At 43.1% G+C, this 15,567-nt stretch carries 6 protein-coding genes; 2 read left to right on the top strand and 4 right to left on the bottom strand.

Annotated elements, in window-relative coordinates; all coding sequences use genetic code 11:
* Both MHI14_RS12560 and MHI14_RS12565 read left to right on the top strand, forming a co-directional pair.
* Window positions 1–9,822, top strand: a complete 9,822-nt coding sequence (locus MHI14_RS12560) for an amino acid adenylation domain-containing protein (RefSeq protein ID WP_341130402.1) — start codon at window positions 1–3, stop codon at window positions 9,820–9,822.
* Window positions 9,823–10,295: 473 nt separating this feature from the next.
* Window positions 10,296–10,478, top strand: a complete 183-nt coding sequence (locus tag MHI14_RS12565) for a YjfB family protein (protein WP_017687882.1) — start codon at window positions 10,296–10,298, stop codon at window positions 10,476–10,478.
* A gap of 125 nt (window positions 10,479–10,603) precedes the next feature.
* On the opposite strand, the gene MHI14_RS12570 is transcribed toward MHI14_RS12565, so the two are convergent.
* The 4 genes from MHI14_RS12570 to MHI14_RS12585 all read right to left on the bottom strand — a co-directional run bounded on the left by MHI14_RS12570 (window position 10,604) and on the right by MHI14_RS12585 (window position 15,250).
* A complete protein-coding gene (locus tag MHI14_RS12570; RefSeq protein WP_341130403.1) occupies window positions 10,604–11,341 on the bottom strand; it encodes an HAD family hydrolase in 738 nt (245 codons plus the stop codon).
* A gap of 71 nt (window positions 11,342–11,412) precedes the next feature.
* Window positions 11,413–12,462 (bottom strand): zinc-dependent alcohol dehydrogenase, encoded by a 1,050-nt coding sequence (locus MHI14_RS12575; protein ID WP_249912371.1) that lies wholly within the window; start codon window positions 12,460–12,462, stop codon window positions 11,413–11,415.
* Window positions 12,463–12,700: 238 nt separating this feature from the next.
* Window positions 12,701–13,939, bottom strand: coding sequence for an aspartate aminotransferase family protein (locus MHI14_RS12580; protein ID WP_341130404.1), 1,239 nt, complete (start codon window positions 13,937–13,939; stop codon window positions 12,701–12,703).
* A gap of 90 nt (window positions 13,940–14,029) precedes the next feature.
* On the bottom strand, window positions 14,030–15,250 hold the full coding sequence (locus MHI14_RS12585) for an MFS transporter (RefSeq protein ID WP_341130405.1): 1,221 nt from the start codon (window positions 15,248–15,250) through the stop codon (window positions 14,030–14,032).
* Between the last annotated feature and the right edge of the window lie 317 nt (window positions 15,251–15,567).

Below are 15,567 nucleotides of genomic sequence, written 5' to 3' on the forward strand. Positions count from 1 at the left end.
ATGTCTATTTTTAAGAAACAGGAATCGTATTGGGCAAGCCGATTTGAAGATGATGATCATCTTGTTCATTTGCCTTATTGCAAGACAACCTCCAAACACCCAGACGATACGCAGCACCAGAATGATATATATAAGTCTTTATCAGCCGATGTCTCATATAAAATCAAGTCCATGTCGCGCAATGCTCCTATGGCGATATATACGATCTTATTAACGGGAGTTCAGTGTCTGTTATATAAATACTCGAATGAAACCAAGATGATTATTGGCATACCAACGATGGAAGAAAAGAACAATGATCTATCGCTCTCGAATAAGGTTCTTGTCTTAAAAAATAATATCAATCATGTGATGTCATTCAAATCCTTATTTAATCAAGTGAAGACCAGTTTAACCGAAGCCATTCAGCATCAACGAATCCCTTTCAGAAAAATGGTTGAACGTTTAAATGTTCAGTATGATTCGAACCATGTACCTCTAATTCATACCTTGGTTTCGTTGAATGAAATTCATCCTGCCCTTGATGAAAATAACGTAAAAGCGGCGACAATGTTCCACTTTGATCTGGAGAACGACTCCATTCAGTTAAGATTAGTTTATGATGATGATCGTTATGATCGAGAGTATATGGTTCAAGTTGTAGAACATCTTGACCAATTGTTATCCGTTGTGCTGTACCAACCTGATCTGGAGTTAAGTCATGTCGATATGTTATCGGAGTTTCATCGAAACAAGCTGTTATTTGACTTTAACGATACAAGGGTGGGGTATCCACAGAACAAGACGATGCATCAATTATTTGAAGAACAGGTGGAACGAACACCGGACCATCCGGCAGTCGTATTTGAGAATAGACAGTTAACGTACAGAGAGTTAAATCAAAAATCCAACCAATTGGCCCGATTGCTTCAAGCTAAGGGGGTGCAGGCGGGTCAGTTCGTTGGCATTATGGCAGAGCGCTCACTTGAGATGATCATAGGTTTATTCGGTATTCTAAAAGCTGGCGGGGCATATGTCCCAATCGATCCGGAATATCCGCCAGATCGTATTCACTATATCCTTGAGGATTCAAAAGTTGCTTGGTTGCTGCATCAAGGTCATATACAGAAGCCGGAACATTATGCAGGGACATGTGTCATTCTGGATTCTGAAATAAATCACCATGATCATCATTTAAATTTGGTAGATGGAGCGATCTCCAGTGATTTGGCATACATGATCTACACGTCTGGAACAACAGGTTATCCCAAAGGCGTAATGATTGAACATGCCAGCATTGTGAATTCCCTGCAATGGAAATCGGATTTTTATCATTTTACCGGAGATGATCGGGTATTAATGCTGAATCCTTTCGTTTTTGATTCATTTATTACTCATTTCTTTGGTCCGATGATATCTGGCTCGACAGTGTACTTGTTAAACCAGCAACAGTGTAAAGATGCTGTAGCCATCAATACGATGATCAAAAAACAGGAGATCACGCACATTCAAAGTCCACCCAGTTTCTTGATGACACTGTTGGAACAAGTAAGCGCGGAAGATTGGAGATCCATGAAAAATGTGGTGGCTGCGGGAGAGAAGATTGTTCCTGCCTTAATACACAAATTACAGCGCATCAATCCACGCATCGAAGTGTGTAATGAATACGGTCCAACTGAAAATAGTGTTGTATCCACAGTTCTGTCGATCAAGTCGGCAGATCAAAATATCTCAATCGGGAAGCCTATAGCGAACAATAGAGTCTATATTTTAGGAGAACGGAATGAATTGCAGCCTATTGGAGTTCAGGGAGAATTATGTGTAGGAGGAGCAGGGCTCTCCAAAGGTTATTTGAACCGTCCAGATCTGACGGCGGAGAAATTCGTAGATGATCCATTTGTTTCGGGAGCAAAAATGTACAAGACAGGTGACTTCGCAAGATGGCTGCCCGATGGGAACTTAGAGTATATAGGAAGGGTAGATCATCAAGAGAAAATTCGTGGACACCGGATTGAACTTGGTGAAGTGGAGACGTCTCTTCTAAATAGTACCCAGATAAAAGAGGCCATCGTCATAGCCAGAGAAGATGAAACGGGAACGAAACAATTATGTGCGTACCTGGTAGGAGAGGATGCAATCACGATCGGGGAACTGCGGGGGGCGCTGTCCCAGCAGCTGCCAAACTACATGATTCCGACCTATTTTGTACAGCTGGATCAGATGCCGCTCACGTCTAACGGGAAAATCGATCGCAAAGCTTTGCCTGCTCCCAAAGAACATATGTTGAAGGGCATGGAGTACGAAGCACCCCGAACGATGGTGGAACAACAACTTGTATCGATCTGGGAAGAGGTACTTGGGGTAGAGAACATTGGGATTTTGGATAATTTCTTCGAGCTTGGAGGAGATTCGATTAAATCCATTCAAGTTTCTTCGAGGTTATATCAAGCAGGTTACCAGGTGCAGATGGATCATCTGTTTAAAAATCCAACCATAGCAAGATTGATTCCCTATGTTCAACCCATAAGTACCCTGTCAGAACAGGGAATCATCACTGGAAAAGTGATGCTGACTCCAATTCAACATTGGTTTTTTGAGCAATACAAGGTGGACGCCCATCATTATAATCAGTCCGTGATGTTGTATCGGAAAGAAGGTTTTCATGAAGCCACACTTCGCCATGTATTCGATAAACTGAGTGAGCATCATGATGCACTTCGTATGGTATATCGCCATACGGAGCGGGGGTATGAAGCGTGGAATGAAGGGCAGGAAAAGGAATCCTTATATACACTTGAAGTGATGGACTTTAAGTCATTAGCAGATCCGTCTCAAGAAATCGAGAAGAAAGCAAATGAAATGCAAAGCACGTTTAACGTGGAACGTGGACCCTTGATGAAGCTGGGCGTATTTCAATGTGCAGACGGAGATCATTTACTAATCGTTATTCATCATCTAGTCATCGACGGAGTTTCATGGCGAATTTTGATCGAAGACCTATCGAGGGGTTATGAACAATTAAGTGATGGCGAACCCATTCAACTACCGCAAAAAACGGCTTCCTTTCAATTATGGGCAGAACAGCTCCAGTTGTATGCGAACAGTGATGCGATAACGCAAGAGATTGCATATTGGAATGAGATTGAAAAAGCAACCTATAAGCCGTTACCTACAGATTTTAAAGCGGATCATGCACTGGAAAAAGACAGCGAAGAAATCACGATGGAATGGTCAGCGGCAGAAACGGAGCAATTATTAAAACAAGCGAATCGTGCTTATAAAACGGAGATTAGCGATTTGCTGCTCAATGCACTAGGCATGTCTATTCACCAATGGACAGGCATGGATAAAGTGCTGGTCAATCTGGAGGGACATGGAAGAGAACAAATTTTACCGGATCTCGATATTACACGAACGATCGGATGGTTTACAAGCCAGTATCCGGTTGTACTTGATATGGAAACAAGTTTAAATATGTCTCTTTTCATCAAAACAAACAAAGAAATGATTCGTCAAATCCCTAAAAAAGGGATTGGTTATGGTATTTTACGATATTTAAGTGCACATCAGCAAGAAACGCCCTTTACCTCGAATCCTGAAATTAGTTTTAACTATTTGGGACAATTTGATCAGGATCTTCAGAATAGTGGGATGCAGATCTCTCCCTATCCAGGCGGAGCAACAGCAAGCGACAATCACAGAAGAAATGTTCTTATCGATATGAATGCCTTAATTGTGGAAGGCAAATTGACGTTGTCACTTCGGTATAGTCGCACCCAATATCAAAAAGAAACGATGGAGCGAGTGGTAACATATTTTAGAGATCATCTGCAAGAAATAGTGATGCATTGTGTGACAAAAGAGAAGCCGGAATGTACACCAAGTGATCTAACGTTAAAAGGAATTACGATTGAAGAATTAGAAGGATTTGTTCAAGAATCGGAACACATTGGTGAAATCGAAGATATATATGCTTTGTCACCGATGCAAAATGGGATGTTCTTTCATCATTTGCTTCATTCAAAATCGGAAGCGTATTTCCTTCAAACCACGCTGGATCTTCATGGTCCGTTAGACGTGGAAGCTTTTACGAAGAGTCTGGATCAGTTGATGCAGCGAAATTCGATTCTCAGAACAAATTTTCATAGCAAATGGAAGAATGGACCTCTGCAAGTGGTATACCGTCATAAACGGAATGGGCTAATATACGAAGATTTGCGTGAGATGAACGAAAAAGATCGTGAAGCATACGTGGCAGAATATACAAGAGCAGATAAAATGAAAGGTTTCGACCTGTCTCAGGATGTGTTAATGCGTATTTCGATCTTGCAAACGCATGACCAAACCTATCGTTTCATTTGGAATTATCATCATATTTTGATGGATGGCTGGTGCCTGTCTCTTGTAATCCAGGAGTTGTTTGATGGATACTTTGCTATTCAGGAACAACGAAAACTGGAGGCAAAGGGTACGATTCCATACAAACACTATATTGAATGGCTGGACAACCAAGATCATGAAGAGTCCCTGAAATACTGGAGTGACTATTTGCAAGGTTATGATGAGCAGACCACTTTGCCAAAAGAACATTCAATTACGAAGAGTGATGAATATCATTCAGAGCATATAATTTGTGCACTTAGTCAGGAATTAACCGGACAAATCGCACAAGTGGCCAGTCAGAATCAGGTGACGCTGAATACGTTCATGCAGACAGCTTGGGGAATGTTGCTACAGATATATAACGGCAGTGAGGATGTTGTATTCGGAAGCGTGGTGTCGGGCAGACCTGCGGCGATTGTCGGAGTTGAGCGAATCATTGGTTTATTCATCAATACCATTCCTGTACGCGTTCAGACTCAAGGTAACGAGACATTTGCAGCGGTTATGAAACGGAATCAGGAACAAGCTGTGGCTTCGCATCCACATGACACGTATCCGTTATACGAGATTCAAGCGGAAACATCGCAAAAGCAAAATTTGATTGATCATATCCTGATATTCGAGAATTATCCTGTACAGGGCATTATGGAACAGTTTGGGGATCAGGAGGAGACAGCTCTTCGGATTACGAATGTAGAAGCAGATGAACAAACGAATTATGACTTTAACCTGATTATCAAACCAGGCCAATCCATAAAATGCATGTTCTATTACAATGCTAACACCTATGATCGGGCAAGCGTAGAACGTATTCAAGGTCATTTGATTCAGATGTTGAAGCAAGTGGTCAACAATCCGAATATTCCGATCCATGAAATCGACGTGACCACAACACAGGAGAAAACACAAATTTTGGAACAGTTTAATGATTCTATGGCTGAATATCCAATGGAGAAGACGATTCATGGACTGTTTGAGGAGCAGGCGGCAAGGACTCCTGAACACGTTGCGGTTGTATTTGAGGCTCAACATTTGACCTATCAAGCGCTGAACGAGAAAGCCAACCAATTGGCAAGAACGTTGAAGGCTAAAGGCATTCAAAATGATCAGTTAATAGGGATCATCGCTGATCGTTCGCTAGACATGGTTGTAGGAATCCTTGCGATTTTGAAAGCCGGTGGCGCATACGTGCCGATTGATCCTGAATATCCAGAGGATCGTATAAACTACATGCTTGAGGATTCGGGTGTACATGTATTATTAGTGCAAAGTCATTTGAAAGAACGCATCTCTTTTGCAGGAGAGGTCGTTTGCCTGGATCTACCTGAGTCCTATCATGAAGATCATTCCAACTTGGGAGTGACTGCTGCACCAACAGGCTTGGCATATGTAATTTATACCTCAGGAACGACAGGTAAACCAAAAGGGACATGTATTGAACATAAAAATGTGGTTCGATTGTTGTTCAACAGTAAAAATTTGTTTGATTTTAATACATCAGATACATGGACCTTATTCCATTCTTTTTGCTTTGATTTTTCGGTATGGGAAATGTATGGGGCATTGCTCTATGGCGGAAAACTGGTTATTGTACCTCAAATGACGGCAAAAAGTCCGGAACAATTTCTACAATTGTTAAAAGACGAGCAAGTGACGATATTGAATCAAACGCCAACGTATTTCTATCATCTTCTTCAGGAAGAACTGGGAGGTCATGCAGCAGATCTGAAATTAAGAAAAGTGATTTTTGGAGGAGAAGCCCTCAATCCCGTGTTATTGAAGGATTGGAAGCTGAAATATCCATTTATCCAGTTAATTAATATGTATGGGATAACCGAAACAACGGTTCATGTAACGTATAAGGAAATAACCGACATTGAAATACATGCTGGAAAGAGCAATATTGGAAAACCAATCCCGACGTTGCAGACCTATATTCTGGATAAACATCAACGCATTCAACCGATCGGTGTTCAGGGAGAATTAGTTGTAGCAGGTGAGGGCCTTGCCAGAGGTTATCTGAACCGGCCTGATTTAACCGCAGAGAAATTTGTTGATCACCCCTGGATTACAGAAGGGAAAATGTATCGCACAGGAGATGCCGCAAGATGGTTGCCGGATGGAAATATTGAATATCTGGGACGAATCGATCATCAAGTGAAAATTCGCGGTTACCGAATTGAGCTTGGCGAAGTGGAAACTGCGCTTTTGCAAATAGACTTCATTCAGGAAGCAGTCGTTATTGCCCGTGAGCATGAGGATGGTTCGAAGCAGTTGTGTGCGTATTGGAAAGGCCACAGCTCACTGACAGCGAAGAAAATCAGAATGGCATTATCTCATGAAATTCCGGATTATATGATCCCGTCTTATTTTGTTCAATTAGAGCATATACCGTTAACTTCCAATGGAAAGGTTGACCGAAAGGCATTGCCATCTCCACAAGAACATATGCAAAAAGGGACCGAGTATATGGCGCCGCAGAACGCTGTAGAACAAGCGATCGTCTCTGCCTGGGAAGCTGTGCTTGGTGTTCAAAAGATTAGCACATCAGATCATTTCTTTGAACTCGGGGGCGATTCGATTAAATGTATTCAAGTTTCCTCACGACTGCTTCAAGCAGGGTATAAAGTGGAAATGAAGCATTTCTTCACCTATCCAACAGTAGCAGAGTTGAGTGAACACGTTACATCTGTGAGTACTATTTCTGACCAAGGGGAAGTTAGGGGACAAGTGATGCTGACACCTGTTCAGCGCTGGTTCTTTGATCAAAATATGGTGGACGCACATCATTACAATCAGGAAATGATGTTCTTTCGTGAAAAAGGGTTTGATGTCCGCTTTATTCACAGCATCATGGATAAGATCGTTAAACAGCATGATGCTCTCCGCATCCTTTATCGTCAAGCGCCTGAAGGTGGATATGAAGCGTGGAATCGAGGGGCAGACGAAGATGGATTATACAGCCTTGAAATCGTTGATCTCAAAACAGAAGCAGATCCTGCATCGTTCATTGAAAATAAAGCAAAAGAAATTCAGAGCGGTATGGATCTGTCTCACGGGCCTTTGATCAAACTTGGGTTGTTCCAATGTGCTGTAGGGGATCACCTGCTTATTGCCATCCATCATTTGTTGGTAGACGGGGTTTCATGGCGTATTTTATATGAAGATATTCAGACAGGACATGATCAGTTCTTGAGAGGCCAAGAAATCCAGCTTCCTCAAAAAACGACCTCGTTTAAACAATGGGCAGAACAATTGTCTACGTTTGCAGATAGCCCGGCGATGAAGCAAGAGAATCCATACTGGAGTCGTGTGGAGCAGGCCCAGCTAAGCCCGCTGCCAAAAGATATGGATTGTGATGAGACGATTGGCAAAGATAGTGAAACGATCACCATTCATTGGACAGCAGCGGAAACGGAGCAATTATTAAAGCAGACACATCATGCGTACAATACGGAAATTAATGATATATTGCTAACGGCATTGGGAATGGCAGTTCATGATTGGACAGGCATGGGAGAAATTCTTGTAAATCTGGAAGGGCACGGTAGAGAAGACATCCTGCCAGAGCTGGACATTACGCGTACAGTGGGATGGTTTACGAGCATGTACCCCGTTATGATTACGATGGAGTCCGGGGCTGACTTATCAAGGAGGATTAAGACCGTCAAGGAAAGACTGCGTCAGATCCCAACTAAAGGCATTGGTTACGGGATTTCGAGGTATTTGTCACATGGAAATGAAGGATTCAAGTTAGAGAAAAATCCCGAAATTAGTTTCAACTATATGGGACAGGTGAATCAGGATTCGGGCCAAGATGGCATTAAATTCTCGCATTATTCCAGCGGACCATCCGTAAGTGAAAACAACAAGAGACCTTTTGTACTTAATATGAATGGCATTGTTACAGAGGGTCGGTTGTCGCTGTCCATTAACTATAGTCAAAAACAATATCGCCGGGAAACGATGGAGCAATTGGCTTGTCTCTATAAGGAAGGTCTTAATAGAGTCGTTGAACATTGTGTAACGAAGGAACAAACCGAGCTTACGCCAAGTGATATTTCATGCAAGTCATTAACCATTGATCAATTGGATCAAATCGTGGAACAAACTGGGCACATCGGTCGAATCGAAAATGTGTACCCACTTACACCATTACAGAAGGAAATGTTGTACGAAAGTGAACGGAATCCAATTTCGGGCGCTTACTTTGTACAAATCATGTTTGATATGCGTGGTGATTTCGATGTTGCCTCTTTTGCGCAAAGTTTGGATCAATTAATGCAAAGGCATGCGATATTAAGAACTAATTTTTACAGTGATTTCGTGGACATCCCTCTTCAAATTGTGTATCAAGAGAAGGAATTTGAATTTATCTATGAAGATGTAGCTGGCACAAGTGAGCTGCAACGTAAAACGTATGTTGACGAGTATATTGAGCAGGACAAGGCAAGAGGATTTGACTTACAACGAGATTCGCTAATACGCATGTCTGTTTTACGAACAAAGCATGAGGAATACCGCGTCATATGGAGTTTTCACCATATTTTGATGGACGGCTGGTGTATGTCTCTGGTAAGCAAAGAGATATTTGAAAATTATTTTGCGATTCGGGAAAATAGAAAGCCTCAAGTGACTCTATTAACACCGTATAGTCAATTCATTGAATGGCTGGAACAGCAAGATCATCAAGGTGCAATAACCTATTGGAGTCATTACCTGGAAGGTTATGAAGGGCAAACGAAATTGCCTGGAGAAAAAATCAAACCGAAACATGAAAGACAGGATTCCAGAACGCTAAACTGTTATTTGGATGATGTACTAATCGAACAAATGAAACAGATTGCGGAACAGCAGCATGTAACGCTCTATACGTTAGTTCAGACTGCTTGGGGTGTATTGTTGCAGCAATACAATGAAAGCAATGATGTTGTATTCGGAAGTGTTGTATCGGGCAGACCGCCTGTTATTCCTGGGATCGAAAGCATGATTGGATTATTTATTAATGCGATTCCGGTTCGTATGCAGGCTCAGGCCGATGAGTCATTTATATCTTTAATGAAAAGGAATCAGGCACAAGCTGTGGATTCACATGCGTATGATACGTATTCGTTATATGATATTCAAAATCTGACCAAGCAAAAACAATCTCTAATTAACCATGTTGTTGTGTATCAGAACTTCCCGGTAGAGCATCGAATGGAGAGTTTGGGTCAAAAAGGCGAAATACCGCTTGAAATTATGAATGTTGGGGGTACAGAACACAATAGTTTTGATTTTACTTTGATCGTCAAGCCCCATGAGAACATGAAGATCATATTGATGTATAATGCCAATGTGTATGACCTATCTACCGTTGAACAGATTCAAAAACACTTTATTTCCATATTTCAACAAGTGGTAAGTAACCCGGAAGTTAAAATAAACGAACTTGCGTTGAGTACGTCGAACATTTATTAATGGAAAAGTAATGGGCCTCTCCAAAAGTGAGTTTCCTCCTCACTCAAAGCGCTAACGAATCTGACGCGTCTTAAGAGGTAGATTCGATGTGAACGGCAAACTTAAACGAACCTCAGTAACGTTATTTCATCATATCAGGGTGTCAGAACCTAAAAAACGACCCAATCGACGAAATAACGTCTCTGTGATTCGTTACACCATAGACTTGTGCAAATCAGAGCGAATAGCGTGTGCCAGGTTCATTAGAATAAAATAACTTTTATAAGGGATGTCCTCAGTCATGCTCATGACTTATGGCATCCCCTTTTTATGCTCCGTTAATGATGCAAGGAACTGCCTGAAGCTGAGGGTGGTTATGATTGATTGGAATGGATTTTCGTATACATTTTGATCGACCTTTTAACAAATCCTCCCTTGTGACCGATATATAATAAGTACATCTATGTAATCAGAAAGTGAAAGGAGTGCAGAACATGGATATTGCAGCATTATCAATGGCGATGAGCCAAGCTTCAGTAGTGCAGTCGGCAAGCTTGCAAGTGATGTCGATTACGAAAGACATGGCACAGCAGCAAGGCCAGCAGATGGCGGAAATGTTGAAGTCAGTGCCTGCTCCTCATCCCAATCTGGGTGGAAGTCTCGATCTTTCGGTTTAGTTGAAATTACAGCATGTGTTCTTATGTAACACCCATTGCAGCAAGCAAACCCAAACAGCTCCAATTCAAATGAATTGAAGCCGTTTGGGTGTTTTTTTTAAATACATTCCGAAATTCCGATCTTCTCAGCGAAACTTTGACAAACTTGGCAATCTGCCTTCAAAGGGCAGTGTGTCCTTCAATGTCCATAACTCATCGTAACTGGAAATCTGAAGATCGGCTTTGGACAAGTCCTGATTGCCTGATCCCGGATTACGATATCCGATACAGCGCATGCCTGCACTTTTGGCGGCCTGAACACCATTGCGCGAGTCCTCGATCACCAGACAATTCGAAGGAGATGCACCAATCATTTCAGCGGTGGTCAGGAAAATGTCTGGTGCCGGCTTGCCGTTTGTAACTTCCTCACCTGTCATTCGCACCTCAAAGTATTGTCCAAGACCGGTCTTGTCCATGATCAGATCAATCAGTGCACGTGGAGAGGAAGAAGCAACGGCTATGGGTACGTGCTGCTCATGCAGCCAGCTTAACCAGCGTTCCACGGAAGGCATTGCCGTCAGATTCGGATGGGCAAGCATCGTTTGCATCACATTATGCTGATGATAAGCAAATATTTCTTCCAGCGTAGCTGTCAGCTGATGTTTGTCCAATACTTGCTGCCACATGGATTCCAGCGTAACTCCAACATAGGTATGATGTTCTTCATCAGTCACCACAGCGCCAAAATGGGTAAAAGAGCTGCGCTCAATCTCGAAATAAATCGGTTCGCTGTCAATCAGTACACCATCCATGTCAAAAATGACTGCTTGAATGCTGTCATCATCGGCCGCTTCCAGTCCGCCAAACTCTTGGTTTGCTACCATGTTGTATTCCTCCTCCAGGATTGTGTATACATATATCTCTAATGTAATCCATTCATGGTTAACCTTCCACTTTAGAAACTGGAACCGCTGGATTGCAGCACAACTTTAATGGCATGTGAAGAGGCTTGAAGTGTGCGTCCCTGAATATCACAGCCAAGTGTACGGAATGCCTCTTCGTAATCCTCCAACGGGAAGGAGTGGGTGATGATTTTTTTTGCCGGAATAATCCCTTGTTCAATCATATAATGTGCGGTAGCAAATGTCCCCAGAGAATCGATGGAACCAATAATTTTTAGACTGCGGTCCACAACTTCCTTGGGATTGAAGGATGTGTTTCCATCTCTCAGACCAACCAGCATCAGATAACCGCCACTGGCGAGCTGGGAAAGCACTTGTGTGCCCACAACACCTGTTGTATCCACGATCATATCGACCTGATGGGTTGCGGGTGACAGCGATTCGATTGCACTTTCGAAGGATGAATGAACTTCCCAACGATCGGGTGCAATGGAACCGGCAATGGCTAAGCGTTCTTCGGAGATGTCGACCAGACAGCCGGTGACCCCTTTAGAAGCGAGCGCGTAGCTGTACAGAATGCCAATCGGGCCTGCGCCGAGGATGATCGTTCTGAAATTCGGCAATAAATGAATCTGATTAATCCCCGTCAGCATACAGCTGAGCGGTTCCGTCAAAGTTGCTTCTTCATAGCTCACATGGTCCTTCAATTTGTACAAAAAACGATCCTCGGTCACATAATAATCTGTAAATGTTCCGTCAGCGCTCACACCTGTCTCGGTAACAGACTTGTGTGTGCAATGATTTTGTCTGCCTGTTCTGCACATGTCACATTGTCCGCAATAGTAGGTGGGGTCGATCACAACACGGTCGCCCGGTTGTAATGTCGTTACCGCAGAGCCAACAGCAATGACTTCCCCGGCAGACTCATGACCGAGAATGACAGAAGGAACCGCATGATATTTACCGCTGACGATGCCTAAGTCGGTACCACATACTCCGGTTGCTCGAATACGAACCAACACCTGATTATCTCTTGTAATTTCCGGGACAGGCCGTTCCTCAAGCGCCACATCCCAAGCCGATTTGTATACCAATGCAAGCATGATATAACCTCCTTGTAATTATATAAAATATAAATATAGCGATTCATCTTAAAACAGTTTCGGACAAGATACGAAAGTAGTGAAGGGGACGAAATCGATTCTGGAGAAGCGAAGCGTTCGCCTTTATCCACGGATTTTTCCCTCGTGAAAGGGAAATCAAGAAAATCCGTGGATAACAGTGATCATAAGAACGATTCGTAACCGAAACGACCACTTCGAACAGTTGCATTGAAATGTTTTAATGAACGCTGGCAAGCACTGAATCCAGCCGCTCCACAATCTCAACCAGTTCGTCTTCGGTTGTGGTAAGGGAAGGCCGGACCTTAACAACGTTGCCGAAGCCATATCTTGAACTTCTCAAGATCAGATGCTCATCTGTAAAAGCACGGTCAACAATGGCATTGGTTTTTAGTGTATCCGGTTCATTACCGTCACCTACGATCTCCAACCCCCACATTAACCCGACGCCACGAGCTTCCCCGATACTTGGGTATTTCATAGCCAATTCATGCAGCAATTCACCCAGAATTTCACCTTTGCGTTTTACCGCATCCAGAAATCCGGGTTCGGATACCACTTCCAAGGTGGATTTGGCAGCGGTTACGGAGATCAGATTACTTCCTGAGGTGAAGGAGTGTTCGTGCTTTTCGAGCACATTCAGCCGGGAATGCATTAATACAGCAGCAACAGGTACGCCGATTCCGCCAAGACCCTTTGCAAGGGTAATCATGTCAGGCTGGATATCAAACAGTTCGCTGGCAAACATGGTTCCCGTACGACCGATTCCTGTCTGCACTTCGTCGGCAATAAGAATAATATTGTACTCGTCACACAGTTTACGCAGACGTTTGAAATATCCGGGTGGAGGAATGATATTGCCACCATTTCCGAGAATGGGTTCAATAATCATGCAGGCGACTGAGCCGGAACTTGCATATTCTATTGCATCAGATATAGCTTCAACACATTGATAGCCGCAGTCTCCATTTGAGGATTTGAATGGGCAGCGATAACAGTATGGGGCAGGTACATGGACAGCGTTAGCCACAGCCGAATTGGGGAAGCGTTTCCGCCTGAAGGCATTCCCCGAAATCCCGGTGGCAAATTGGGTCTGCCCATGATGGGACAGATACAGGCTGATGATGTCTGTCGATTCGGTATACTTCTGTGCGATTTTGGTCGCACATTCGTTGGCAGTTGAACCAGTAATATCCCGCATCCATCCGGCATTAATGTCGTTTGGAGCATATTCGATTAAGTGATCAAGTACTTCATTTACGTATGGTTCAGTGAAGGAGGAAGACATATGCGTCAGATTGCCGACTTGTTCCTGAATTTTGCTGACTACATGTGGGTGATTATAGCCCAGTGACAGATTAAACGTGCCTGACACGCCATCGAGGTATTCAACACCTGAATCGTCAATCAACTTAATCCCTTTTCCGGCTATGAAGCGGTTGTTGGTTAAAGTTTGCATACGATTTCCTCCAATATAATGGTGTACTAGCTCGAACAAAGCTCAACAATCCCGGATGATGCGGGCATCACCTCCCTTAAGAAACGATGTTTACATTTCCTTGCTATGTTGTGCGAGAGCATGTGCGAGAGCAGCACGTACTGCATTATTTTTTACAGTCCATAGATGAGAGACCATCAATGTGAGCAGCAGGATCAGACAGAATCCGGCCAAAATCCAGATCGTATTCACAACAGGCCAGGTACTCATACTCCATCCAGTCACATACTGCAAGATGGCTCCTCCAATACCACCCGATGCGATCAGGATACTGGTTGTCCGCTCGGTCATACCGGGAATCAGAACATTTGCGTAGACCAGTGCGATACAGAACAGCCCAGACATGAACAGACCGGTTCCGAAGATGAGCACATACGTTGCCCACTGTCCAGTTACAAATACCATAGCGACCGTAAACAAAAGCGTGCCAACCGTACTCCAGATCAGGAAAGGCATATAGTTGACGGCTTCCGCTATTTTCCCCGAGAAAAGACGGCCGATGATCATCGCAATCCACAGGATGGAGACACTTAGCGATGCGACAGATTCCTGAAGCTGCAATCGTTCTACGAGAATGGAGGGCAGGAAGTTCATTAATCCCAGTTCCAGTCCCATGTAGATGAAAAAGAAGATGACAAAGATCGTCAGCAGACCCAGCTGTTTTCTAGAATATCGGGCTTTACCTGCTGAGTGTGCCACTGTATTCTCGCCAGCCTGTTCCAGATACAGTGCGGCTGAACGGGGCATGGTGATCCACAGTAGCATGAGAACGAGTGACAACACGGCCACTGTATAAAAAGTAAGATGCCACAGATCCATCCAGATAAATAAAGCAGCGACAGCGGGGATGAGAAGTGCTCCAAGAGCAAAGAACACATCAAGCTTGGACATCGCTACGGCTTTCTGATTCTCAGTGAATTCGATCGTGAATGCTCCAACGGAAGGCTCAATAATGCCTGAGCCAAAGCCGATGAGAATAGTAAGTAGAAGAACACTAGTCCAAGATGGCAAAAATCCGAGAACAGCATAAGCCGCTACAATACAGACCAGTGCAATCAGTAGCATAACTTTTCTTCCGATCCGGGCAGTCATTGAAGGAGCGACAAGAACCCCGACAAGAAATCCAAGGAACTGCAGAAATAACAAAAATCCGCCATCACTATAACCGCGCTCATAATATGTCAATAAAACAGGGAGAAGGGCGCCGAGCACAACGCTGGTTATGCCGATTAACAGATAAAAACCGCAGCTTAGAGCGAATATTCTTTTCATAAGTCTGCCTCCTAGTTGGATAAAAATTTTATATTATGTAATTAATGTTTATTTCATATATAACTTATACCATAAATGCACAAATGTACATGCTTTTTGTTGTAAAATAATGTTAAATTTTGATGAGGAGAAATATTTCTCGTGCTAAGTTTCATCTAAAACGATTTCGTGTCGAAAGGATAAATATGATCCAATCCATATGACCTTTTAACAGGGTTTGGCATTTGTATTGATCGAGGATAGTAACACGTGCATATATAAAAAACGTTCCCTGTCTGAGTAGACGGGAAACGTTCTGATTAGCCCTTTTATATGAT

The sequence above is a fragment of the Paenibacillus sp. FSL K6-2393 genome (genome assembly GCF_038002545.1).
Lineage (GTDB): Bacteria > Bacillota > Bacilli > Paenibacillales > Paenibacillaceae > Paenibacillus.

Excerpts from the sequence above, each read along its gene's own strand:
- MHI14_RS12560 (WP_341130402.1), top strand. The coding sequence starts at position 1 with ATGTCTATTTTTAAGAAACAGGAATCGTATTGGGCAAGCCGATTTGAA.
- MHI14_RS12565 (WP_017687882.1), top strand. The coding sequence starts at position 10,296 with ATGGATATTGCAGCATTATCAATGGCGATGAGCCAAGCTTCAGTAGTG.
- MHI14_RS12570 (WP_341130403.1), bottom strand. The coding sequence starts at position 11,341 with ATGGTAGCAAACCAAGAGTTTGGCGGACTGGAAGCGGCCGATGATGAC.
- MHI14_RS12575 (WP_249912371.1), bottom strand. The coding sequence starts at position 12,462 with ATGCTTGCATTGGTATACAAATCGGCTTGGGATGTGGCGCTTGAGGAA.
- MHI14_RS12580 (WP_341130404.1), bottom strand. The coding sequence starts at position 13,939 with ATGCAAACTTTAACCAACAACCGCTTCATAGCCGGAAAAGGGATTAAG.
- MHI14_RS12585 (WP_341130405.1), bottom strand. The coding sequence starts at position 15,250 with ATGAAAAGAATATTCGCTCTAAGCTGCGGTTTTTATCTGTTAATCGGC.